We start from the raw sequence: 23,512 nt of genomic DNA on the forward strand, positions 1-23,512 counted from the left end.
ATTAGGCAATAACACTCTTAATGGATTTGCAGGTTACGATTCCTTGAGTGCTAGCGGTTCAAAAGGTGATAACCTGCTCTCTGGAGGTGATGGCAATGATTCTCTTGATATCTCTGGCAACTACAGCAATCGTTATGACCAGTACTCCGACTCTCGTTCATTAGGCAATAACACTCTTGATGGAGGTGTAGGTGACGACACCTTGAGTGCTGGTGGCTCAACAGGTGATAACTTGCTCTCTGGAGGTGATGGCAATGATTCCCTTAACATTTCTGGCGACTACTCCTACTATGCCTCCTACGATTATTCCGACTCTCGCCCGTCTGGTAATAACACCCTAGAAGGAGGCGCTGGTGACGATAACTTGAGATTCAGTAGTTCAACAGGTAATAACCTTCTGTCTGGGGGTGATGGCAATGATTCCTTCAATCTAGTCATTGACTCCCCAGATACTGACCTGTCTGATTTAGTGACTCAAACAGTAGATGGGGGTAATGGTAATGATTCGTTGTTCACCATTTACAACTTTGCTGCTGGAGGAATTACTTCGACATTCAATGCTACTACTAACACTGGCTCAATTACGGTGGGCTTGTATCGAGTTAACTACAATAATATCGAACAATTACATATCTCAGGTACGAGCTATGATGACAATATTGTTGGCAGCAATGGCAATGATATCCTTATTGGTGTAGACGGTAATGACAGCCTAATTGGAGGGGATGGGACTGATACCTTTGGTTTCTATAATTACAATGGGGGTGTTGACACTATTTATGACTTCAACGCCACTAATGAATTAATTCAGGTAGATGCTAATGGTTTTGGTGGCGGGTTATCAAAAGGTTCACTTCAGACAAGTCAGTTTACCATTGGAACATCTGCAACGACAACCAATCAACGATTTATCTATGACTTTTCTACAGGTGGATTGTTCTTTGACCAGGACGGCAGTGCATCTGGGTTTACTCAGGTAAAATTTGCACAACTATCTGCTGGACTGTCACTAACCGAAAAGAATTTTGTGCTTGTTTAATTGTCATTAGATTCTCTAATCGTTAAGCAACACGGGTTGTGAGGTGCTTACAAAAGCACCTTGCATTCGATTGCTCAATACAATTACTTCTAGCTACAATCGCTCATACCGACTTGCGTTCAAAAATATTAGTTTTGGCAGGCAGGGGAAGCAGGGGAAGCAGGGGAAGCAAGGGAGGCAGGGGGAGAAATACTACATAATATAATTGCAAATTGGTATCAAAAGGAAAATGAATAAAGTCGAACTGAACGATCGCTTTGCTCCTGCTCGGTTTTACCAAAAACTATGATTAACTTTTAACTGCTGGCAGATGCTTTTTTTCAGCTTTCTGATGCATACTCAGCTTTTTCCGCCATGTCTCCATGTAAATGTAAAACACTGGAGTCAGATAAAGAGTTAATATCTGAGAGAACACTAATCCACCAACGATCGCAATCCCTAAAGGACGACGCGCTTCTGAACCTACTCCTGTTCCCAAAGCAATAGGTAATGTCCCAATTAAAGCTGCCATCGTCGTCATCATAATCGGACGGAAGCGAATCAAGCAAGCGGCATAGATGGCATCAAAGGAATTTTTCCCTTCTTTTCGCTGGGCTTCAATGGCAAAATCCACCAGCATAATCCCGTTTTTCTTGACGATGCCCACTAACAGGATAATGCCGATGAAAGAGTAAAGATTTAAATCAACCTGGAAAATCAGCAGCGTTAATAATGCGCCAAAACCCGCTGAAGGCAGACCGGAAAGAATGGTGATTGGGTGAATGAAATCTTCATAGAGGATACCGAGAATCAGATAGATGACTACAATAGACACCAACAACAGCACGCCTAAATCATTGAAGGACTGTTGAAAAGTCTGGGCTGAACCCTGAAAGCTGGGGGTAATTGTTGAGGGTAACACCTGACTGGCTGCTTGTTTGATGGCATCTGTAGCTTGACTTAGAGACGTTCCTGGGAGCGTATCAAAAGAGATAGTTGCAGAGGGGAGTTGAGCAACGTGAGTAACGGTGAGAGGGCCGACATTCTGAGTGATATTAGCGATCGCATTCAAAGGAACCAGTTTCCCAGTACTCGATTGCACATATAGCATCGATAAGGCGCTGGGATCTCGCTGAAACTCCGGTTTAACTTCTAAGATTACATAGAATTGGTCATTTGGGGTATAAATAGTGGAAACCTGGCTAGAACCATAAGCAGCGCTGAGGGTTTGTTCAACTTGTTGGGCGCTAATGCCAAAGGTTGCGGCTTTATTGTGGTCAACTTGGACTTGGATTTGAGGAGTGCTGAGTTGTAAATCGCTGTCAACGTCCCGGAGTCCTGGTAGAGTTTTAACTTTATCTACAAGTTTAGGAACGTATTGGCGCAAGTCTTGTAAATTCAAACTCTGCAACGTGAACTGATAAGTAGAATTAGTTTGTTGCCCACCAATGGGAATGGCTGACGGAGAGCGGAGGAATGTTTTAACCCCAACTACACGTCTCAACTTGGGGGTTAACTCTTGAATGATTTCGTCAGCACTCAGTTGACGTTGAGAACGTGGCTTGAGCCGAATCGTAATTCGCCCGGAGTTGACCGAGGCATTCGGGCCACTTGCACCCACAATCGAGTCAACTGCTTCAATATTGGGGTCTTTACGAATGATGTCAACAACCGTTTGCTGGTGACGCAGCATATCATCAAAAGAAATATCTTGCGCTCCTTTGGTGTTCGCCATTAGTTGTCCGGTGTCTTCGGTTGGAATAAATCCTTTGGGAACGATGACGAACAAATAAACGGTCATTACCAGCAGAATGCCAGAACCAATGAGTGTCATTAGGCGGTATTTTAAAACGGGCTTGAGCGTCAAATCATATCCCCGCAGTAGTAAATCAAATGCCCGTTCTGAGACTCGATACAGCAGATTTGGTCTTTGCTGATGTGAACCCAGAAAGCGACTACACAACATGGGAGTGAGACTGAGGGAAACAAAACCCGAAACCAAAATTGCCACAGCGATCGTCACGGCAAATTCATGAAATAATTTACCGATTATTCCACTCATAAACATGATCGGAATGAACACCGCCACTAAAGAAAGGGTCATTGATAAAATTGTGAAGCTGATTTCCCTCGATCCTTTCAATGCCGCGTTTAGGGGAGATTCGCCCATTTCTCGATAACGGACGATATTTTCCAACACCACGATCGCATCATCCACGACAAAGCCCACGGAGAGGGTCAACGCCATGAGTGAAAGGTTGTCTAGGGAAAAACCTGATAGATACATGACAGCAAAAGTACCAATAATCGCTATGGGTAGCGCCAAACTGGGAATTAGGGTAGCAGTGATGTCACGCAAGAATAAGAAAATCACCAAGACAACTAGACAAACCGAGAGAACTAAGGTAAATTTCACATCATTGACAGAAGCTCGGATGGTTTGGGAGCGATCGTACATAATCCCCATCTCAATGGATTTGGGAACTTGTTCGCGGAGTGTAGGTAAAAGTTTCTGAATCGCATCAACAATCTTTACAGTATTAGCTCCCGGCTGCGGCTGTACAGCCAGAACAATGGAATGGCGGTTTGTCACCTTCTGATCGCTATACAAATTGGAGACTTTGACGTTTTGTTCGCTGTCAATCACCTGCCCCAAATCTTGGAGGCGCACGGGCGCACCATTTTTGTAAGTTACAATCAGCTGGCGATAGCTGGCAGCATTGGTGAGTTGACCGTTCGCCTGAATCGTATAGGTTTTAAAAGCGTTAGAGAGACTGCCGATTGGCAAGTTGACATTTCCCTGTTGAATTGCAGTTTTCACCTGATTTAGACCAATTCCCCGCGATGCCAACTCTCGCGGATCGAGCTGGACGCGGACTGCATATTGCTGTTGACCAAAAACCTGTACCTGAGCAACACCATCAATCATCGAGATCGGCTGACCAACTGTTACCTCTGCGTTTTCATCTACTGTCGAGATTGGCTGTGTCTCAGAATACATATAGAGAAAGAGAATTGGTGAGACAGACGGGTTAACTTTGCGGTAGGTGGGGGGGTGAGGCATTCCGGCGGGCAGTTGTCCGGCTGCGGCTGAAATGGCCGCCTGTACATCTTTGGCAGCATCTTCCACTCTGCGGCTAAAGTCAAATTGTAGGGAGATGTTGGTGCTACCAGTTGAACTGGTGGAATTGAATGAATTAAGTCCGGCAATTTCGGTAAACTGTCTTTCTAGGGGTGCGGCGACCGAAGATGCCATTGTTTCTGGGGTAGCACCAGGGAGACTAGCAGAGACAGAAATAAAAGGATATTCAACGTTGGGTAGGGCACTGATGGGTAACAGTAGATAACTCATGAGACCGAAAATGAGGATACCCATCATTACCAGGGTGGTCATGACTGGACGACGGATGAAGAGTTCTGAAAGGTTCATGAGTTTTGTTCTCCCAGAAATGTAATGGCGATGCGATCGCCAAATATAATGTCAACGTGAGTTTGATAAATATGTGATAATTGCAACAACTCTATTTCTGAGTTTTAAACATCTCTAACGCCTCCTTAACTGCTTCTTGAACAACTGGATCTGGATCTTCTAAAAGCTGCGATACAAACTCCACAGCCTCAAATGCTTTTATTTTTGCTAAAGTAAATGCTGCCCTACTACGAACCCATTTGTCAGGGTGTTTAAGTCCTTGAATTAATGCATCTACTGCTCGGAGTTCTTCGAGTACTAGTACTACAGAAAAGCCCGAATCATATTTTTCATCTTGCAGTAAATGAAGAAGAATATTAACTACTTTATTTTTTAGGCTATTTGGTGGGATTTCTATTCCATAGCTATTGCTCATATATAGATCGTTATGAAGTAGTTGTACGGTTTGCCAAGATGAATCTTCAGGAAATATTTTCAGAAATCTTTCGAGAGCTAAGTCTGTAATTTCTGAGTTGTACTTTCGATATGTAGCAGCATACTTTTTTTCATCTTTCTCTATGTAACCTTTACGATCAATGAACAATCCCCCAGTCTCGTAAGATTCTGCCAGAGTCAACATCATAGCTGTTAAATTAGTGTATTGCAGTGAAATTTCTAAAGTTTCGGAGATATGAACTACAGGAGAAGTTGTTTGTTGAACGTCTGTTGCAACAACTGCTAAAAACTCTATATCCGACATAAAGACTGGCAAGACTGGTTGACCTGCATACCTATACCTTTGAGCTGTTACTTCAGGTTTGTTAACCCATTCTTGAGCCTCTTTTACTGCTGACTCTAAATTTAAAAGAAACATATAATCAAATATCCAATCATCTGCATACTCATCTATTGGATATCCATTTGACCATTGATATATTTCCCTAATTTCTTTGGATACTTTAAATGATAGTTTACTCAAGAGAGTATCTATTTGTGATGTACTTAAACCTGATGCCAATGATAAAATTTTAGCTGGGTAATTTATTTGAAACCAGTCATGAATTCGGGTTAAGGCATTTTTCAAATCCGACATAGGTGTTTATTTGTAATTCGTAATTCAGAAAATCGTATTTCTATTTAGTCTCTATACGGTTTAGTTAAGGCTAAAGATTTTATTTTTTAACGAACCGCTAAGACGCAGAGGACGCAGAGAAAGGAGAAATAGAGAGGGTTTTGCGTCAGTTATGGGATATTTTTTTATTTGAAAGTCCCTAAAATTATTGCTGGGCTAATAAACGAGAACGAATTAAACTCAAATCAGGTTCAATATTTGACAGACGTTGATGAACAGATTCAGCTAATTGTTCGCGTTGTTCGAGGTATAATTCGACAGCATCTCGATGTCGAAGGTAGTAGCCAATTGTCAGATATACATCAGATAATGATAAGGATGAGTAACGCCCAACAATAGATTCAGGGGATGCACCATCTTGAAAGTTACGAATCACTAGTTCTAGCAAAACCCTTGTATTACCTACCCGAATTGCACCTGTTGCATCTTCACTTAAGGGAGGAATTTCTTGTTCTATTGCTAAAATCATAGTGTAATTATTTCCAAAATGCTAATATCTAAATTTTCGTGTGCTGCTATTTGGTAATTCGTAATTACGAATTATTTTAAACTGTAGACTTCTTTTCGATAATTCATGTTAAATCGAGTATATGTGAAAGACTGGTGTTTCTTGTTGAACATCACGATCGCTCATCTGAAAACGAAAATACCCGCCGGAATTTAACTTGACTGAGCTTTTTCCGCCATGATTCCATGTAGATATAGAACACGGGTGTTAAATAGAGAGTCAATATCTGAGAAAATACTAGTCCGCCTACAACTGCAATACCTAAAGGACGGCGGGATTCCGAGCCAGCGCCAAATCCGATCGCTATGGGCAAGGTTCCCATTAATGCTGCCATCGTCGTCATCATGATTGGGCGGAAGCGCACCAAACAGGCTTGATAAATTGCTTCAGAGGGTTTTTTCAATTCTTCTCGCTGGGCAACGATTGCAAAGTCCACCATCATAATCCCGTTTTTCTTGACAATGCCCACTAAAAGAATTATGCCGATGAAGGAATAAACATTGAGTTCGACATGGAATAATATCAGCGTTAACAATGCCCCAAAACCTGCTGAAGGCAAACCGGAAAGAATCGTAATTGGGTGAATGAAATCCTCATAGAGAACGCCCAAAATCAGATAAATTACTAAGATGGCGATCGCTAATAATAAACCCAAACTCGGCAGTGAACTTTGAAATACCTGGCTTGCGCCCTGAAAGCTGGTACTAATGCTGGCAGGAATCACCTGATTAATCAGTTTTTCAATCTCTTGGTTGGCATTTCCCAAGGAAACACCGGGAGCGAGGTTAAAGGAAATGGTGGCGGCGTTCATCCGACCGTTATGATTGACCATTAACGGGCTAACTCCCTGAGATAGTTTGGCGAATGTCTTCAGAGGAACTGCTACCCCGGTGCTGGAGTTAATGTATAAAGTCAACAGAGCGTTGATATCTTGCTGAAACTGGGGTGCTAATTCCAAAATCACCTGATACTCATTGGTCGCTGCATAGATGGTTGACACTTGGTAAGAGCCGTAGGCATTTCTCAGGGTATTTTCGATTTGCTCGGCGGTAATCCCATAAGTTGAGGCTTTATCGCGGTCAATGTCAATTTGAATCTGGGAAGCAAATTGTAAATCGCTGTTGACATCCTGGAGTTCTGTCATCTCCTTCATCTTGAGCACAAGTTGAGGAACATATTCCTGCAAGGGTTTGACATCAGAACTCTGGAGTGCCACCTGATAAAGTCCTGTGCTTTGTTGAGCGCCAATCGGTATCGCTGGGGGATTTTGTAAGAATACTTGGATGCCTGGAACAGTGGCGAGTTTGGTTCGCAAATTTTGCACGATTTCGTCAGCACCAAGCTGACGCTGCGATCGCGGTTTTAACCGAATAAACAAACTCCCGGAATTGGCTGCAACTGCTGCTCCACTGCCACTAGCACTCGCTCCCGCTCCGATATTGGAGTTGACTGCATCTACATTTGGGTCTTGGCGGATCAGGTTAGCAACTGTCTGCTGATGCTGGACAAGATTATCAAAGGATGCATCTTGGGCTGCTTGGGTAACGCCTGTAATTTGTCCGGTATCTTCGCTAGGAATAAAGCCTTTGGGAACTACCACCAACAACCCAACTGTCACCACCAAGAGAACGACAGATAAAATCATCGTCGTAAAGTGATATTTTAAGACTTTTTTGAGACTCCAATCGTAGAGAGCCAGGAAGCGATCAAATACATATTCGGAAGCTTGATACAACCGACTTTGATTAGCATGGTCTACAGGACGCAGAAAACGGCTGCACAACATCGGAGTCAAAGTCAAAGACACAAAACCAGATACGAGAATTGCAACTGCGATCGTTACAGCAAATTCATGAAATAATCGTCCCAGCACTTCACTCATGAACAACATGGGGATGAAGACTGCAACCAAAGAAAGGGTCATCGACAGAATTGTGAAACCAATTTCTCTCGACCCATTCAACGCCGCTTCTAAGGGACGTTCCCCCATTTCAATATGACGGACGATATTTTCTAGCATAACGATCGCATCATCCACGACGAAGCCCACGGAAAGGGTCAACGCCATCAGCGACAGATTATCTAATGAGTAGTGCAGCAAATACATCACTGCAAAAGTGCCAATCAGCGAAACGGGTAACGCCAAACTGGGAATCACCGTCGCCGAGAGGTTCCGCAAAAAGAGGAAAATGACTAAGATAACTAGAGCGATCGTCAGAATCAACGTAAATCTGACATCATCCACTGAATCTCGAATTGATTGAGACGCATCATAAAGAATCCCAATTTCCACGGATGCCGGAATCTGGTCTTGCAAATTTGGGAGCAATTTCTTAATCGTGTCTACGACTTGTACCGTATTGGTTCCGGGCTGTCTTTGAATGGTGATAATAATGGCGCGGGTATTGTTGTACCAGCTTGCAACCTTGTCATTTTCTACACTGTCAATAATCCTACCCAGTTGATTTAGATAGATGGGCATTCCATCTTTATAAGACACAATCAACTGGCGATAAGCAGCCGCATCCTCAAGTTGCCCGTTAGTTTGAACTGTAAAATTCTTGTGATTTCCCGAAAGACTGCCGGTGGGTAAATTGACGTTACCCTGTTGAATCGCCGTTGCCACTTGATCTAGCCCAATTTGGCGTGTTGCCAATTGCTGCGGATCGAGTTGAATTCGAGCCGCATACTTTTGGGAACCGTAGACGGCTACCTGTGCCACCCCGTTGATTGTAGATAGCTTTTGCGCTAAATAAGTCTCAGCATAATTATCTACCTGGGAAAGGGGCAGTGTGGGAGAGTCCAGGTAAAGGTAGAGAATCGGTTGATCTGCGGGGTTAACCTTGCTGTAAGTCGGAGGATTGGGTAAATCGTCAGCAATTTGCCCCGATGCTCCTGATATCGCGGCTTGCACATCCTGCGCTGCATCGTCAATGTTCCGACTCAGGTTAAATTGCAGGGTAATTTGAGTCTGTCCCAGAGTGCTAGTTGAGTTCAGCGAATCGAGTCCAGCAATACTGGAAAATTGCTTTTCTAAAGGACGGGCAACCGATGCTGCCATCGTTTCCGGGCTGGCTCCCGGTCGGGCGGCACTTACCTGAATTGTGGGATAATCCACACTTGGTAAATCGCTGATTGGCAGCAAGCGATAACTCATGAAACCGAAGATCAAAATTGCCGCCATCACCAGAGTCGTCATGATTGGGCGGCGGATAAATGGTTCTGAAAGGTTCATGATTCACCTCCGCCTGACTTCGGGGATTCTCCTCCCCTTCCTCTTCTTGACTTCGAGGAATTTTCACCTGCATTTGAGTCATTGCGGCCTGTTTTGATGCGGATTTTGCTACCCGAAACCAGATTCGCTTGACCATCGGTAACAATTTTATCGCCTGGTTGCGGCCCTTTCTGAATTACATCTAGTCCATCAATGGTGCTGCTAACCGTAACTGGGACGTTTTGTACTGTCATGTCTGGCTTAACTACAAAAACAAACTGTCCATCCGGGCCATTCTGCACGGCTTGGGAGGGAACAACCGTTGCATTCGGTTCTTCGGTCAGCGTTAGCGTTGCGTTCACAAATTGACCGGGAAACAAATCTCCCTGAGCGTTGTCAAATTGGCCAATCAGTTGAATTGTTCCCGTAGTGTTATCAACCGTATTATTGACAGATGTCAAAACACCTGGTGTCGGACGACCTTGACTATTGGGGAATGTGACATCTACCTTCAGCTTGCCATTGTGCATATACTTTTGCACCTGGGGTAGATTTGTTTCGGGAATGGAAAAAGCAACTTCAATCGGGCGAATTTGGGTGATGGTAACAAGTGCAGTTGTGCTGCTAGTCGTACCAGACGTAGTGTTGCTTTGCAGGGCGTTCCCCTGAGTCAGCGAAGCACTGCTGTTGGCTTGCACCACATTCCCCTGAGTCACCGAAACATTCCCTGCGCGACCATCAATTGGGGCATAAATTTTGGCGTAAGACAATTGCACTTTGGCATTGTCTAATGCTCCCTGGTCTGAAACGACAACAGCCTGAGCATTCGCGATCGCAGCTCGATCGCCTTGGACAACTGCACCAGCATTAGTCAGCGCCACTCGATCGCTTTTCAAAACAGCCTCAGCATTAGCGATCGCTTCTCGATCTGCTTGTAGGGTTGCTGTCGCCGATTTGCTATTGGAAACGTATTGCTGTGCTTGATCTAAACTAATTGCGCCCTTCTTGTACAACGTACTATAGCGATCGCTTTGTCCTTGAGCAAATTGTGCTTGAGCTTGATCCTTGGCCAAATTCGCTTGGGCTTGTCGCACCAAGGCTTGGTCTTTGATTAAAGTCGCCCTAGCTTGGTCTACCTGACCCAAGTCTCTAGCTAATGTAGCTCTAGCTTGTTGTACCTGCGCTTGGTCTTTTACTACAATTCCTTGAGCTTGCTGGATCGCAGCAGCTTGGGATCGGTCATCCAAGGTAAATAAAAGTTGTCCCTTTTTCACATCTTGACCCTTCTTGAAATAAACTCCAACGATCCGTCCACTAGCTTCGGGTGTAATCGATACTGTAGACCCCGATTGCACATTACCGATCGCCTGCAATTGAATCGGAACCGTTTTTTGTGTCACCATTGCCACAGTTACAGGTGTGACTTGCTGTTTATTACGCCCAGATTTTTCAGCTTTGTCTGATTTGGCTGCACTTGTATAAATACCTAAAAAACCCAGCCCAGCCAGCAATATCACCCCCAAAATTACCAAACGAATCTTTTTCTTTTTTGACGATCGCGGTAGCTCCGGTTTGATAATGTTCTCAGTCAAATCGTTAGAAATATCATGGTTCATCAGAACCCCCAATGCATTTTAGTTAATTAAAAGCCGTGAAATCATTTATATCTCAACTCTAACTGATACCAATTTCATTTGAGAAGGCACATCGGAATAATTAGTTTTTTCCGGTTTGCTCAATGTGCCTTTTCAAATAATGATGATTTTGTCAATTTCAAATCAAACAATATTTTTAAATATTTTTTAAGTAATAATCTTAAAAATATTTTATAATCTTAATTAAATGCTTTTTTTTACCTGTATTTACTTATTACTTCTTAGCTGCCGATATAGAAGTTGCAGAGCTTGTTTTTCTATCTGTCTGACTCGTTCGCGACTAATACCCATGCGTTGACCAATCTGTTCTAGAGAAAGTTGATTTCCATCTATTAAACCAAAATGTAAGTTTAAGATTTCTTGTTGTTGTTTAGACAAACTTGACAACAAGCTTTCAACTTCTTGATTGAGAGATTGCTCAGTGGTGTAGCCATTTTCTGAATATCTGTAATCTTCGATTAAGTCTTCTAACTTTACATCTCTGTCTGAGCCAACTCGAAGATCGAGAGAGATAGTTTGACGAGCCAAAGTTAGATATTCTCGAATTTGACTAGGCTCCAAAGAAAGTGCATGAGCAATTTCCGTTGTGGTAGGAACGCGACCCAGTTTTTGAGATAACTCTCGCTGAACGCGCTTAATTTTATTTAACTTTTCATTGATGTGAATGGGTAATCTAATTGCACGTGCTTGTTGGGCGATCGCTCTGGTAATTCCTTGACGAATCCACCAGTAAACGTAAGTTGAAAATCTGTATCCGAGAGCCGGATTGAATTTCTCAATTCCTCTCTCTAAACCCAAAGTACCTTCTTGAATTAAGTCCATCAGTTCTAAGTTACGTCTTTGATATTGCTTGGCAATTGATACCACAAGCCGGAGATTAGACGCCATCATTTTCTGCTTGGCTTTTTTCCCTTGATTTAGCTTTTGAAGTAGTTCTTGTTCGCTTAACTGCATCTGGTTAGCCCATTCTGACAGTGTAGGTGTCCGCTTTAATTCAATAGTCAGTTTTTCGGATTCAGCAAGTATTTTGATCATCTGCTGAACTTGTTGGGCAAAAAAAACTTCTTGCTCCTGGGTTAATAGAGGTATCCGCCCAATTTCTTGAAGATAAGCACGTACTGTATCAGTTGTAAATTGAGATGCTTTGCTTGTGTTACTAGATTTGGTGTCTAAGAATGTTAAATTACTCATGGTGAGTTAGCCTCTGCCTATTAATTAGGATGTTTTTTATTTGGGAAAAAACGCAGATAGTGACTCGACGAGCCATAGAGGTTTTTATAAAAAAACCAAGTATCAAGTACTAGCTCCAAAAGAGCAATCAATACCCAAACTGCTAGAGAAACAATTACAGGTAGGCTGAGATCGGGAAACTTCCTTTGCAAATCGATAATGCCAAATAACAGCAAAAACACCAGAGAAACTCCCAGGAGAAAGGACAACTTAACAATCGCGAGAATGAAACGGCTCATCTCTAAGATGCGATTGTAAAGCTTGGAAAATCTTTCCAGGATTTCTCCCATGTTATTGATGACCAGTAGAATTTGTTGTTGGTGCAGATGGATAGCTAAAGAGTATTGTTGCTGCGCTTGCGTCAATTCATATTCATTCTTGAAATTATCTAAAAGTTTGTCCCAAGGTAGCACCTGAGAGGTAGTTGACCAGATTGGGAAATCCTTTAAATGCAAAGGAACTAAATAGTTAATCAGTGCAATCAGAGTTTTATCAAAATTACTGAGTTCCGGCGGAAGAGACTGAGTTAGACGAATAAGTTGGTCAATCTGAATCTGAAGTGTATAGTAGTCCTCATATCTCCTTTGAGCGATCAACTGACTAGTAAAGGTAAGGAAAACAATTAACACCCCCAATAAAGCAGCTAGGGACTGGGATACAGCAGAAAAGAATTCAATCGCTACCTGTTTAGGTACTGTCAGCCAGGGGGCGTTTTCCCGGATCGAAAAAACCAAAGTGGTAACAAATACAAACCCAACGATCGCTAGCTGATGGTGAGTAAGAATAGCTATGACTGTCCGTACTAAAGGAGTGTTACTAAGTTGAACCAAGATTTGCAAACCAGGGACTGGTTCACAAATTTCAAGTCGTTGGGCTTTGCGGGTTGGCATGATAGAAAACTACAGTTCCTGACAGAATAATTCGTAATTCGATTAACTCAGAGTTGCAATCATAATTTAATTACGAATTACGAATTACGAATTACGAATTAAGTACTTATTCTCCACGCTGCAAACTCACATGATTGCCCCCAGACTGAATCAATTTGCTCAGGTCAGCAACAGCGCTAGCATACTGAGGATCGGCTAATGTTCCCAAGGTTTGATTTTGCACTAATGCTTTCTGTTGTGCCTCGGTTAATGCCACATTAATATCTGGGGCAATGCCGACATGATTGATATCTCGACCTTTCGGTGTGTAGTATTTAGCGATCGTTAGTTTTAGCCCGGAACCATCTTCCAGTGGCTCTACGGCTTGAACTAAACCTTTACCGAAGGTGCGAGTCCCTACTAAGGTGGCGCGATTATCGTCTTGCAGCGCTCCCGAAAGAATTTCGCTGGCGCTAGCAGATCCCTTATCAACCAGTATCACTAAGGGTTTGTCGGTGAGAGGATGTCCCGATGCATTGTAACTCTCTTTCACTTGGTCTCGATTTACCAAAGACACGATCGCTCCTTGCTTCAACCACATACTGGCAATTTGCAAACTTGCATCCAGCAGTCCACCTGGATCGGAACGCAAATCCAAAACGTAGCCCTGCACCTGTTGTTTTTCTAATGCTTGAATTGCCCGATGCATCTCTGCGGGGGCAGTTTGCGTAAACTCTGGCAAACGAATATAACCAATCTTACCTGCTGCTGTTGTTTGCGTGTTGTAAGTTACAGGATGGATAGCAATATTGGCACGAGTAAGTTTGAAAGTTTGCGATTGGCTTCCTCGTTGAATCATAAGTACTACCTTGGTTCCCACCGGGCCGAGAATCCGCTTCACCGCATCATCAATTTTCATCCCCTGAGTTTTTTCACCGTTAATTTGGACAATTACATCGTCCGGCAAAATACCCGCTTTAAAAGCAGGGGTTCCTTGAATTGGGGCGACAACAGTTAAGGCTTTAGTTTTTTTATTCTCTGCCAGTTCCAGCCCTACACCACTGAGATTGCCAGAAATATCGTTATTTAGGGCTTTAAATTCTTGTGGGTCAAAAAACTCAGTGTAGCGATCGCCTAATTTCGCCACCATTTCTTGAATCGCTCCATAAGCCTGTTTCTTGGAACTATAGGAACGGCTAATATACTGCTGACGAATTGCTTGCCAATCTTGATGGTTAAAGCTGACATCAACATAATTTTTATCTAGGATTTGCCACACCTCATCCACCAGTTTTTGAGAGCTAGGTTGTGGTTTACCTATAGCTTTGGAAGTGTAGAGACTAGTTCCTACAAGGATTGCAGCTATAACAGCCAGTTCTATCTTGACGAGAAATTTTTGTTTAAACATACTTAAATTATTGAAGCAGAATACAGAATTCAGAATCCAATCAATCAAAGGCCAAATACCTCAGTAACAGATAATTCCTGTTGAATTCTGAAGACTGACTTCTGAATTCTGTTTTGAGAAAACTACTAGGAATTATCTTGAGATTTACCTTTGCGGTGGGGATAGGCAGTCTTAAATATATCTTGAATTTTAGTCTTTTGTTCAGCAGTAAGATTTAGGCTGAACACTGCTTTACGCATTTTTTCACCTTGTTGTAACTTCGTTGACAATTCCTTTACCTGATCGGGGGTGAGAACTGCCTCAACTTGTTTGCGAATTTCTTCGCGTTTGTGAGCGCGTTCTGGCGTATTCGATGCCGCATTCGTCGTAGAAGTATCAGATACCTTTGTGCCAGAATCATTCCCTTGAGACACATCTGGAGATTTGGAACTGCTGCAACTTGTCAATCCTCCAATTAGGATAGTTGCAAGGAGCAGGGTTGGTAAAATTATCTGTTTTTTAATCATTTACTTCTCTAGTTGTTGTGTGTAATCGGACTGTTATAACTCAATTTCGGTGAGAAGATGTCTAAAAAGTTGCTGCTTTACTCACACTAGCTAATCTTAGAAGTTGGAATGAGTTGGCACATGAGCTAGAATTCCTAACCTGACCAGTAAAAAAGTACTCAATTTATTGTGACTTTTTTCCTAATTTAGAAATAATTAATTAGTCGGAACGGCTCTACCAATATTAGAGACAGATTCGTTATATAGAAAGAGAGTTTCATCTCAACAGCACCTATCTCTCAGTTTCCTGTCTTCTGCACCTACTTCCCTCTAAAATAGTGAAAATACCTATGGTTTTGTTACAAAGACCATTGAGTTGGAACAGTTCTATGGTTAGCTTGACCTACCCATCTTTCCGTCTGTTGCTTTACCTAGAGTGGCTGTTATTAGCCACGGCAGTGTTTATGGAAGTTCTGCTGCCGTTTCAGTTATCCTGGTCTTTGCCGCTAAGTGTTCTGGCGATCGCTACTTTCAGCTTGATGGGTTTGAGGCTACCAATGGTGAAGCTGGAAAGCAAATTAATTTATACAGCCCTGGAATTCGGTTTAATTTTGCTGCCAGCAACTCAACATACTTTATCGACTCGCTCCGTTTTCCTGCTGTGTCTGGTACTGGTGATGCGGAGTTGTCTCATATTTAAGCGATCGGGACAGTTGGCTGTCTTGATTTTATCTCTGCTTGTCTATGGAACACTGCTTTTATCAAGACCGATTGTACCTGAGAATTTTATGCCAGATAAGCTGGTTGCCATGTCCTGGGATTGGCGATTAAGTAATATATTATTGTTTAGCTTAACGTTAGTATTCGCTTTATTGTTAATAAATGCCCTGCTTGCAGAACGCCAAAGTCGAGAGCAGTTAGAAATTGCTCATCAGCAATTAGAAATCACCAATCAACAACTGTGTCAGTATGCGCTACGGATTGAAGATCAGGCAACCTTGCAGGAACGCAACCGAATTGCCCGCGAAATTCATGATGGGTTAGGACACACTCTCGCCGCCCAAACCATTCAGATTAATAATACTCTGTTGTTTTGGCAATCAAATAATGACAAAGCATTGACATTTCTCAAACAGGCAAAAGAACTGGGGGCTGAGGCGCTGCTAGAAATTCGGCGATCGCTTTCGGTTTTGCGTTCAAATCCTTTGCAAGGGCAATCTCTCAAATCAGCTATTGAAAAGCTGCTGACAGATTTTCAACAAACCACAGGTATTGAACCTTCCTGTAAAATTGATCTACCCCACATTTTACCAACAGAAGTAAACACAGCCCTTTACCGGATTGTGCAAGAATCGCTGACAAATATTTGTAAACACGCTCAAGCTACGAGTGTCACCGTTAAACTTCTGGCTCACGCTGGGATGATTCATCTGTCAATCGAAGACAATGGAAAAGGGTTTAACCCCACTCAAAATACAACCGGCTTTGGACTACAAGGGATGCGAGAACGGTCGGTTGCACTGAGCGGTCAATTAAATCTCCACAGTCAACTAGGAACAGGTTGCTGTATTTCTGTTTCTTTGCCACTATCAAAGCTAGCTTATGATTCGGATTTTATTAGTTGACGATCAGCATCTTATTCGCCAGGGACTTAAGAGTATGCTTGAGTCGAATGCCCAGATGCAGGTAATCGGTGAGGCGGAGAATGGACAACGGGCACTCGAACAGATTGCTGCACTGCAACCCGATATTGTGCTAATGGATATTCGGATGCCTGTGATGGATGGAGTTGCTACCACAAAAGCGATCGCTCAACAATATCCTGACATTAAGGTTCTCGTCCTCACTACCTTCGATGATGATGAATATGTTTTCCAGGCGATGCGGCTGGGTGCAAAGGGCTATTTACTCAAGGACACCGAACCAGATGAATTAATGTTGGCAATTCGATCCGTCTACAAGGGACAAACCCTACTCGGGCCGGGATTGTTTGAGAAAGCACTCACGCCGATTGCCGCACCTGTCCCGTCTGTGCAAACTCCTCCAGAATTGGCCCAACTCACAGCCAGAGAATTAGATGTATTGCGGTTAATTGCTTGTGGAGCCAATAACCGGGAAATTGCGGAATCGCTGTTTCTTTCAGAAAACACTGTTAAGAATTATGTTACCAATATTCTCAGTCGGTTGAATTTACGCGATCGCACTCAAGCCGCTTTGTTTGCCCATTCGTTGTTTGGTGGACTTAAATAGAGTCTGCTTGGGCAAGGGACATATCGTTTACTAAAAAGATAAATAGCTGGGAAACGCAATCGATACAATGCCATTGTCAGTCGATGCAATGCCATTGTTAGTCGATGCAATGCCATTGTTAGTCGATGCAATGCCATTGTTGGTCGATACAATGCCATTGTTAGTCGATGCAATGCCATTGTCAGTCGATGCAATGCCATTGTTAGTCGATGCAATGCCATTGTTAGTCGATGCAATGCCATTGTCGGTCGATGCAATTACAAATGACCAAGGACGACCATAACAAAAATTTTCACAATCTTATTTAGGATTGCTATATAGATATTTTGACATACCCTTTCAGGGATAATTTTTGTTATACAGCAGCCTACAGGGAGAACTTAATATGACATCTCCAGAAACGGTTATATGGCTACAAGAACGGACGAGTTTAGGAATACTCTCACCTGAAGTGTTAAATGCGATCGCTCAAGTAATTGAAGAACAAGTAGTGAGTGCCGAAACTGACTTAGTTAGTGAAGGCAATTCTCCAGAAGCCCTTTATATTCTTGTAGAAGGTCAACTAGAAAGCAATACCACCAATCAAAGCAATCCAGCTTTAGCTTGTGGATTTCTCCCCGGCGCAGTGATTGAACTCAAAGAATTGCTGTTGGAAGAATTAACTCCATTCACAATTACTACAGTAACCGAATGTCACTTGTGGGTTGTACCTTCTGCTAAGTTTCGGGAATTAGTCAACCAATACCCCGAAATTGCTCAGGCTTTTTCGCGTCAATTGGCTCAAGAATTAGCTCAGGTAACATCTGCACTTGGCTATGAACAAGAACGTTCTATTGCCTTGCGGCCATATTTAGTCACCAAGGCGCAACGCGGAATTGTCGGTACAAGTCGCTATGCTGTGCGGCTGCGGGAGCAAATTCGAGAAGCGGCGGCTGACCGCAAATCAGTGGATATTTTCGGAGAACCAGGGTTAGAAAAAGACAATATAGCAGCCCTGATCCACTTTGGTTCTGCCAAACGGCGAGAACCAATTATTAAAGTAAATTGTGGTATTCTCCAAACTAGCGGTGCAGATTTATTTGGTCGCGCTGGCGGCAAACCAGGATTGTTGGAATGGTTGGGGGAAGGCACTTTAGTTCTCAACAACATCCAAGAATTGCCCGAAGAATTATTACCTGCCGTGACGCAGTTGCTCAAAACTGGTACATATACTCCCATCAGTCGTTCTGGAGATTCAGCCGCCCAACCTCGTCCCAGTCAAGCCAGAATTCTGATTGTTTCAGAAAAAACTCAGCCGACAGTTGAACGTTCTGTTGGTCACATTATTAAAGTACCACCGCTACGGGTGCGGAAAGCTGATATTCAGACACAAGTCGAATATTATACCAATCTTTATACACGCTCTAGAGGCATTTCTAAACCGCACATTACCCCAGAAGCTTTGCGTCGCCTCCAGTCTTATGATTTTCCTGGCAATCTCAGGGAATTGAAAAATCTGGTAGAAAGAGCGATCGTGCAAGCTGAGGGTGCGAATGAATTAACAGAAGAAATTTTCTGGCCAGCCGAAACTAAGAAAAAACGATTTCGCGTAAATCTGTTAAATGCCTCTCCTCGTTTGCGGCGGTTTTTACGTAGTCCCTGGTGGCCCGATCGCATTAATTATGGTTTTACTGCAACGGCTTTTGCGATTATTGTGGCAGTGTTATTTATTGGGCCGCAAACCCGCGATCGCAATTTCGTCTTAAATCTATTTTGGGCTTGGTGGTGGCCTTTCTTCTTATTTCTCTTTCCCTTTTTGGGACGTGTGTGGTGTTCTGTTTGTCCCTTCATGATTTACGGGGAAATTACCCAAAAGCTCTCTTTATGGCTGTGGCCTCGAAAACTCAAGCGCTGGCCGAGAGAACAAGCTGAGAAATGGGGCGGATGGTTTATGTTTGGGTTATTTACCCTAATTTTCTTATGGGAAGAACTCTGGCATTTAGAAAATACTGCCTACCTCAGCGCTTGTTTGCTGCTGTTAATTACTGCTGGGGCGATGATTTTCTCGGCTCTTTTTGAACGACGGTTTTGGTGTCGATATCTCTGCCCCATCGGCGGGATGAATGGTTTATTTGCCAAACTTTCAATGACGGAACTTCGGGCACAGCAAGGTATATGTTCTGCCAGTTGCACCACTTATCAGTGTTATAAAGGTGGGCCGCAAAAAGGCGAAGGGCTAGAAACCAATGGATGTCCTTTATACTCACACCCAGCCCAGTTAGAAGATAACCGAGATTGCGTACTGTGCATGACTTGCCTCAAAGCCTGTCCTCATCGTTCCGTTGAATTTAACTTGCGTCCCCCTGGTATTGAACTGTGGACAACTCATGTACCTCGCAGCTATGAAGTAGCATTATTGTTTTTGCTGTTGGGTGGCATATATTTACATCGTTTGCCAGAGTTGCAATCTTGGTTGGGGCTGCAACTGGATTTAACTGAGTTTTGGCAGCACTTGGGATTATCGCTGCTAGTGTTAATTATTCCAGCAGCTCTTACCTTTGGGGCTTATGGCTTAATCCAAATGTTCAATTTTAACCGGAAGCCGCGATCCTTTGTAGAACTTGCCTACGGCTACCTACCATTAGTATTGGGAGGCAACTTGGCTCACTATTTACGTTTGGGCTTAGGCGAGGGTGGGCGGATTTTACCTGTTACCTTTGCTACTCTGGGTTTGAGTGGGGAACAATTGCCAATATTGGTTGCTCATCCGGCTGTGATTGCCTTTTTGCAAGGTACAACGATAATTTTCTCCGTGTTGCTGACTATGTTCTTAACGCAAAAAATTGCCAAGCAACCACTGCGATCGCTCATACTGCAACACCTAGCAGCGATCGCTTTGGGAGTTAGTATGTGGGCAATTATCGTCTTTTGAGCTTCACATCTTCCACCAGGCGGTTTCTAATCGCCTGGGCTAGGTGCAAAATGTTAGTTAAAAACATTCTTCCCTACGAACGTGATAGAAAATACTTGTATGATTTATGATTTTTGACTCATAGTGTAAGGATTACAGATAATGCACGTTCTAAAAAAAGCCATCAAACCAGCAACTTATATATCATTCCTCCACATTTACCAAACGACTTGGGGGACTGCTGGTGATATTTGTTTAATCCGTGAATCTGTAGCTAATGATAGTACAGCGAAGTTTATCGGGCACAAAATCCAACTAGCACTGCCAAAAGGGTTAGAACGCGATCGCATCGCCAACTGTCCGATCATCAAAGTTGCAGGTAATGTCGGCGACGGACATCCTAAAGAGCATCCCTTAGAATGGGAGGTTTATGAAGGTGTAAATCCAGAAATAGCTCTAGCGGCTCTTAAACCTTGGGGCTTCAAGTTAATTGAACTCTAATGTGGCAATCTGACAAGCTCAACTCGCTTTCGTTCTTCTAAAACTATTTTTTCCCCTAGCGCCATCAGACATTGGCTCAAATGGAAAAATTCATCTCATAGACATAGGAGTGAAATTGATTATGCGTTGCCCGAAAGCCTTGGTAGGCATAATTCATAAATTGTACCTACGTCATTTTCACTCCTATGTCTAATGTACCAAACCAGGTTTCTAAATCCGCGATCGCCTGAAAATCCAACAATGCTTCACCGAGATTTTCTAATTGTTCTAAAGAGAGAGTTTCAATACGAGCTAGCACCTCTTGGGATAATTCTCCCACCTGTCGAGTAAGCTGACGGAGAATCAGCAATTGCCCTTCTGCTTTTCGTCCTCGTTGTTCTCCTCGTTGTTCTCCTAGTTGTTCCCCTTCAGCGAGAATTTCTTGATAAATTACTGACTCGCGCATCATACCCTCCCGAAATAATTGTCGAATCAAGTCTTGATTGTATTTTAACCCCGCTAAGATTTGGGTATACGCGGAAATTTCTGGTCGTTGTCTTGGCTCAAGTTGATTAACTTTGCCCACAACTTGTTGCAACAAAGCTTGAGGTTGCGTGGTTGCTGCCAGGGGTGCTAATGGTAACAAAGCTGGATCGTTAAGGAATGGTTCAGGATTTTCTGACCATAAGCGAATCACACGATATTCGTGACGGGTAGTTTCGACACTAAAGACAGTTTCAATTACTGTTCCTGGTGCAGGGGGAAGCAATAATACGACAACTTGCGTTATTGGTAAACGATACAAACGATACAAGCGTACCCAATAATCTAGCATCCGCAAAGGTAGGGGTGGCGTAGATTCTAGTTTGGTTTGAAATTCCAGATGGAGAATGCGTCCTTGTAGCTGTAAAAATGTGACATAATCAGCGCGAATTGGTTCAATACTCAATTCGGTTTTGAGAACTTTGACGGAAGTTTGCGGTGTTCCTAATACCCAACTGGCAAAGGTAGCAGGATGTTTTTCGGACAGGAGTTTGCAGAGGTTATCAAAGGACATTGACGAGCGACATAGAGACTAGATTTAATTAGTTGCTACTCTAATGTACTAAACCAGGCTTCTAAATCCGCGATCGCCTGAAAATCCAACAATGCTTCACCGAGATTTTCTAATTGTTCTAAAGAGAGAGTTTCAATCCGGTCTAGCACCTCTTGGGGTAACTCTCCCACCCGTCGAGTAAGCTGACGGAGAATGAGCAATTGCCCTTCTGCTTTTCGTCCTCTTAGTTCTCCTCGTTGTTCCCCTCGTTGTTCCCCTCGTTGTTCGCCTTCAGCGAGAATTTCTTGATAAATCACTGACTCGCGCATCATACCCTCCCGAAATAATTGTCGAATCAAGTCTTGATTGTATTTTAACCCCGCTAAGATTTGGGTATACGCGGAAATTTCTGGTCGTTGTCTTGGCTCAAGTTGATTAACTTTGACCACAACTTGTTGCAATAATGCTTGGGGTTGCGTGGTTGCCGCCAGTGGTGCTAATGGTAACAAAGCTGGGTCATTGAGTAATAGTTCGGGATTTTCTGACCATAAGCGAATTACGCGATATTCGTGACGGGTAGTTTCGACACTAAAGGCAGTTTCAATTACTGTTTCTGATGCAGGGGGAAGTAATAATACGACAACTTGCGTTATTGGTAGACGATACAAACGATACAAGCGTACCCAATAATCTAGCATCCGCAAGGGTAGTGGTGGTGTAGATTCTAGTTTGGTTTGAAATTCCAGGTGGAGAATGCGTCCTTGTAATTGTAAGAATGTGACATAATCTGCGCGAATCGGTTCGATACTCAATTCGGTTTTGAGGACTTTCACGCTTGTTTGCGGTGTACCCAAAACCCAACTGGCAAAGGTAGCAGGATGTTTTTCAGACAGTAGTTTGCAGCGGTTATCAAAGGACATTAACGATCGCTAACAATCAAACGAGGTATTGTTATTATCTCGTGCAGTGGTTTGAGTAGGCGATGTCTACGACGGGCTATTCGGCGTCGCACCATCGCTCAAGGAAGTTCATTATTAAACTCTAGGCATATCTTTTTAAATTCCTGTAGTATTTACATTAATATTCCATTTCTAGCTAGGTTGAGTTATCAGACAGTAACAAGATAACTGTAGCGGTTCCTGATTTACTAGTAAAACAGCCTTTATTACTAAATAAATTACGAATTACGAATTATGAATTACGAATTATACAAATGTATCTGCACATAATTAAAAAGCGATCGTCACCTTTTTTCCTTTTTCCCTTTACCCTGCTGTTGACTCTCCTCGTTGCCCTGCCTTGGGTGAGTGCGAAAGAACGGCCTAAGCTGAAGCCAGAAACGTGGCAGATTAACGGTATCGTTGCTGCCCTTGATGATGGACATAACCAAGTTAAGAGATATGCTTTTGATAATTTAGGTGAATATAATCTACAAAATTTGAAATTGGTGGTTCACAAACCAGAGAATATTGCACAAAAAGTTTTCAACATCCTCAAGGATAAAACCGTTGAGAAAGATGTTCGTGCTGGTGCAGCAGAGGCATTAGGAAATCTAGGAGAGGCAGCTAAACCCTACGTCAAAAACATCGCTGACATCCTTAAGGATAAAACCGTTGACTCAACATTTCGTTCCAGTGCAGCAGTGGCATTGGGAAATCTGGGGGAGGCAGCCAAACCCTACGTCAAAGACATCCTCGACTTCCTCAAGGATAAAACCGTTGACTCAATTGTTCGTTTGGTTGCAGCATCAGCATTGGGAAATCTAGGGGAGGCAGCCAAACCCTACGTCAAAGACATTGCTGACATCCTCAAGGATAAATCCGTTGACCCCTATGTTCGTTCCGATGCAGCATCAGCATTGGGAAATCTGGGAGAGGCAGCCAAACCCTACGTCAAAGACATCCTCGACTTCCTCAAGGATAAAACCG

18 protein-coding genes are annotated in these 23,512 nt (G+C 43.1%); 7 read left to right on the forward strand and 11 right to left on the reverse strand.

The annotated features are described in order from the left end of the window. A partial coding sequence (locus tag ACFE93_RS26425) for a calcium-binding protein (protein ID WP_375477729.1) occupies positions 1–1,039 on the forward strand: 1,039 nt, incomplete at its 5' end. A gap of 289 nt (positions 1,040–1,328) precedes the next feature. Here the strand turns inward: ACFE93_RS26425 and ACFE93_RS26430 are convergent. The 9 genes from ACFE93_RS26430 to ACFE93_RS26470 all read right to left on the reverse strand — a co-directional run bounded on the left by ACFE93_RS26430 (position 1,329) and on the right by ACFE93_RS26470 (position 14,949). Continuing rightward, on the reverse strand, positions 1,329–4,448 hold the full coding sequence (locus tag ACFE93_RS26430) for an efflux RND transporter permease subunit (protein ID WP_375477731.1): 3,120 nt from the start codon (positions 4,446–4,448) through the stop codon (positions 1,329–1,331). A 91-nt stretch (positions 4,449–4,539) separates the two neighbouring features. After that, positions 4,540–5,520, reverse strand: coding sequence for a HEAT repeat domain-containing protein (locus ACFE93_RS26435; RefSeq protein WP_375477733.1), 981 nt, complete (start codon positions 5,518–5,520; stop codon positions 4,540–4,542). Positions 5,521–5,704: 184 nt separating this feature from the next. Beyond that, the gene (locus ACFE93_RS26440) at positions 5,705–6,028 is read right to left on the reverse strand and encodes a DUF433 domain-containing protein (RefSeq protein ID WP_375477735.1); all 324 of its coding nucleotides are present in this window, start codon (positions 6,026–6,028) and stop codon (positions 5,705–5,707) included. A 151-nt stretch (positions 6,029–6,179) separates the two neighbouring features. Beyond that, complete coding sequence (locus ACFE93_RS26445) at positions 6,180–9,302, reverse strand: efflux RND transporter permease subunit (protein ID WP_375477737.1); 3,123 nt, start codon at positions 9,300–9,302, stop codon at positions 6,180–6,182. Then, positions 9,299–10,897, reverse strand: coding sequence for an efflux RND transporter periplasmic adaptor subunit (locus tag ACFE93_RS26450; RefSeq protein WP_375477739.1), 1,599 nt, complete (start codon positions 10,895–10,897; stop codon positions 9,299–9,301). The genes ACFE93_RS26445 and ACFE93_RS26450 overlap by 4 nt, the downstream gene beginning before the upstream one ends. A 246-nt stretch (positions 10,898–11,143) precedes the next feature. Next, positions 11,144–12,127, reverse strand: a complete 984-nt coding sequence (locus tag ACFE93_RS26455) for an RNA polymerase sigma factor, RpoD/SigA family (protein WP_375477741.1) — start codon at positions 12,125–12,127, stop codon at positions 11,144–11,146. Positions 12,128–12,147: 20 nt separating this feature from the next. Next, positions 12,148–13,056 carry a hypothetical protein gene (locus ACFE93_RS26460; protein ID WP_375477743.1) on the reverse strand — a complete coding sequence of 303 codons (909 nt, stop codon included), beginning with the start codon at positions 13,054–13,056 and terminating at the stop codon, positions 12,148–12,150. Between the two features lie 106 nt (positions 13,057–13,162). Continuing rightward, positions 13,163–14,443 (reverse strand): S41 family peptidase, encoded by a 1,281-nt coding sequence (locus ACFE93_RS26465; RefSeq protein WP_375477745.1) that lies wholly within the window; start codon positions 14,441–14,443, stop codon positions 13,163–13,165. A 125-nt stretch (positions 14,444–14,568) separates the two neighbouring features. Next, positions 14,569–14,949: a hypothetical protein gene (locus ACFE93_RS26470; RefSeq protein WP_375477747.1), complete on the reverse strand. Its 381-nt coding sequence runs from the start codon at positions 14,947–14,949 to the stop codon at positions 14,569–14,571. A gap of 368 nt (positions 14,950–15,317) precedes the next feature. On the opposite strand from ACFE93_RS26470, the gene ACFE93_RS26475 reads away from it, so the two are divergent. From ACFE93_RS26475 to ACFE93_RS26495, 5 genes are all read left to right on the forward strand, one after another. Further along, entirely contained in the window at positions 15,318–16,553 is a 1,236-nt protein-coding gene (locus ACFE93_RS26475) for a sensor histidine kinase (protein ID WP_375477749.1), read from the forward strand. Beyond that, entirely contained in the window at positions 16,531–17,178 is a 648-nt protein-coding gene (locus ACFE93_RS26480) for a response regulator (RefSeq protein WP_375477751.1), read from the forward strand. The genes ACFE93_RS26475 and ACFE93_RS26480 overlap by 23 nt, the downstream gene beginning before the upstream one ends. A gap of 67 nt (positions 17,179–17,245) precedes the next feature. Next, positions 17,246–17,461, forward strand: coding sequence for a hypothetical protein (locus tag ACFE93_RS26485; RefSeq protein WP_375477753.1), 216 nt, complete (start codon positions 17,246–17,248; stop codon positions 17,459–17,461). A 102-nt stretch (positions 17,462–17,563) separates the two neighbouring features. Then, complete coding sequence (locus ACFE93_RS26490) at positions 17,564–20,089, forward strand: sigma 54-interacting transcriptional regulator (RefSeq protein WP_375477755.1); 2,526 nt, start codon at positions 17,564–17,566, stop codon at positions 20,087–20,089. Positions 20,090–20,230: 141 nt separating this feature from the next. Further along, entirely contained in the window at positions 20,231–20,569 is a 339-nt protein-coding gene (locus ACFE93_RS26495; protein ID WP_375477757.1) for a hypothetical protein, read from the forward strand. Positions 20,570–20,735: 166 nt separating this feature from the next. On the opposite strand, the gene ACFE93_RS26500 is transcribed toward ACFE93_RS26495, so the two are convergent. Then, positions 20,736–21,605: an Rpn family recombination-promoting nuclease/putative transposase gene (locus tag ACFE93_RS26500; RefSeq protein ID WP_375477759.1), complete on the reverse strand. Its 870-nt coding sequence runs from the start codon at positions 21,603–21,605 to the stop codon at positions 20,736–20,738. 35 nt (positions 21,606–21,640) lie between these two features. Further along, positions 21,641–22,504: an Rpn family recombination-promoting nuclease/putative transposase gene (locus ACFE93_RS26505; protein ID WP_375477761.1), complete on the reverse strand. Its 864-nt coding sequence runs from the start codon at positions 22,502–22,504 to the stop codon at positions 21,641–21,643. Positions 22,505–22,797: 293 nt separating this feature from the next. Between ACFE93_RS26505 and ACFE93_RS26510 the strand changes: the two genes are divergently transcribed. Continuing rightward, positions 22,798–23,512 (forward strand): HEAT repeat domain-containing protein (locus tag ACFE93_RS26510; protein WP_375477765.1); only part of this gene is annotated, 715 nt, incomplete at its 3' end.

Source organism: uncultured Nostoc sp. (assembly GCF_964247315.1).
Lineage (GTDB): Bacteria > Cyanobacteriota > Cyanobacteriia > Cyanobacteriales > Nostocaceae > Nostoc.

Coding starts and splice junctions, on each gene's coding strand:
- ACFE93_RS26490 (WP_375477755.1), top strand. CDS start 17,564: ATGACATCTCCAGAAACGGTTATATGGCTACAAGAACGGACGAGTTTA.
- ACFE93_RS26505 (WP_375477761.1), bottom strand. CDS start 22,504: ATGTCCTTTGATAACCGCTGCAAACTACTGTCTGAAAAACATCCTGCT.
- ACFE93_RS26430 (WP_375477731.1), bottom strand. CDS start 4,448: ATGAACCTTTCAGAACTCTTCATCCGTCGTCCAGTCATGACCACCCTG.
- ACFE93_RS26470 (WP_375477747.1), bottom strand. CDS start 14,949: ATGATTAAAAAACAGATAATTTTACCAACCCTGCTCCTTGCAACTATC.
- ACFE93_RS26495 (WP_375477757.1), top strand. CDS start 20,231: ATGCACGTTCTAAAAAAAGCCATCAAACCAGCAACTTATATATCATTC.
- ACFE93_RS26475 (WP_375477749.1), top strand. CDS start 15,318: ATGGTTAGCTTGACCTACCCATCTTTCCGTCTGTTGCTTTACCTAGAG.
- ACFE93_RS26445 (WP_375477737.1), bottom strand. CDS start 9,302: ATGAACCTTTCAGAACCATTTATCCGCCGCCCAATCATGACGACTCTG.
- ACFE93_RS26465 (WP_375477745.1), bottom strand. CDS start 14,443: ATGTTTAAACAAAAATTTCTCGTCAAGATAGAACTGGCTGTTATAGCT.
- ACFE93_RS26460 (WP_375477743.1), bottom strand. CDS start 13,056: ATGCCAACCCGCAAAGCCCAACGACTTGAAATTTGTGAACCAGTCCCT.
- ACFE93_RS26500 (WP_375477759.1), bottom strand. CDS start 21,605: ATGTCCTTTGATAACCTCTGCAAACTCCTGTCCGAAAAACATCCTGCT.
- ACFE93_RS26480 (WP_375477751.1), top strand. CDS start 16,531: ATGATTCGGATTTTATTAGTTGACGATCAGCATCTTATTCGCCAGGGA.
- ACFE93_RS26450 (WP_375477739.1), bottom strand. CDS start 10,897: ATGAACCATGATATTTCTAACGATTTGACTGAGAACATTATCAAACCG.
- ACFE93_RS26485 (WP_375477753.1), top strand. CDS start 17,246: ATGCCATTGTCAGTCGATGCAATGCCATTGTTAGTCGATGCAATGCCA.
- ACFE93_RS26440 (WP_375477735.1), bottom strand. CDS start 6,028: ATGATTTTAGCAATAGAACAAGAAATTCCTCCCTTAAGTGAAGATGCA.
- ACFE93_RS26455 (WP_375477741.1), bottom strand. CDS start 12,127: ATGAGTAATTTAACATTCTTAGACACCAAATCTAGTAACACAAGCAAA.
- ACFE93_RS26435 (WP_375477733.1), bottom strand. CDS start 5,520: ATGTCGGATTTGAAAAATGCCTTAACCCGAATTCATGACTGGTTTCAA.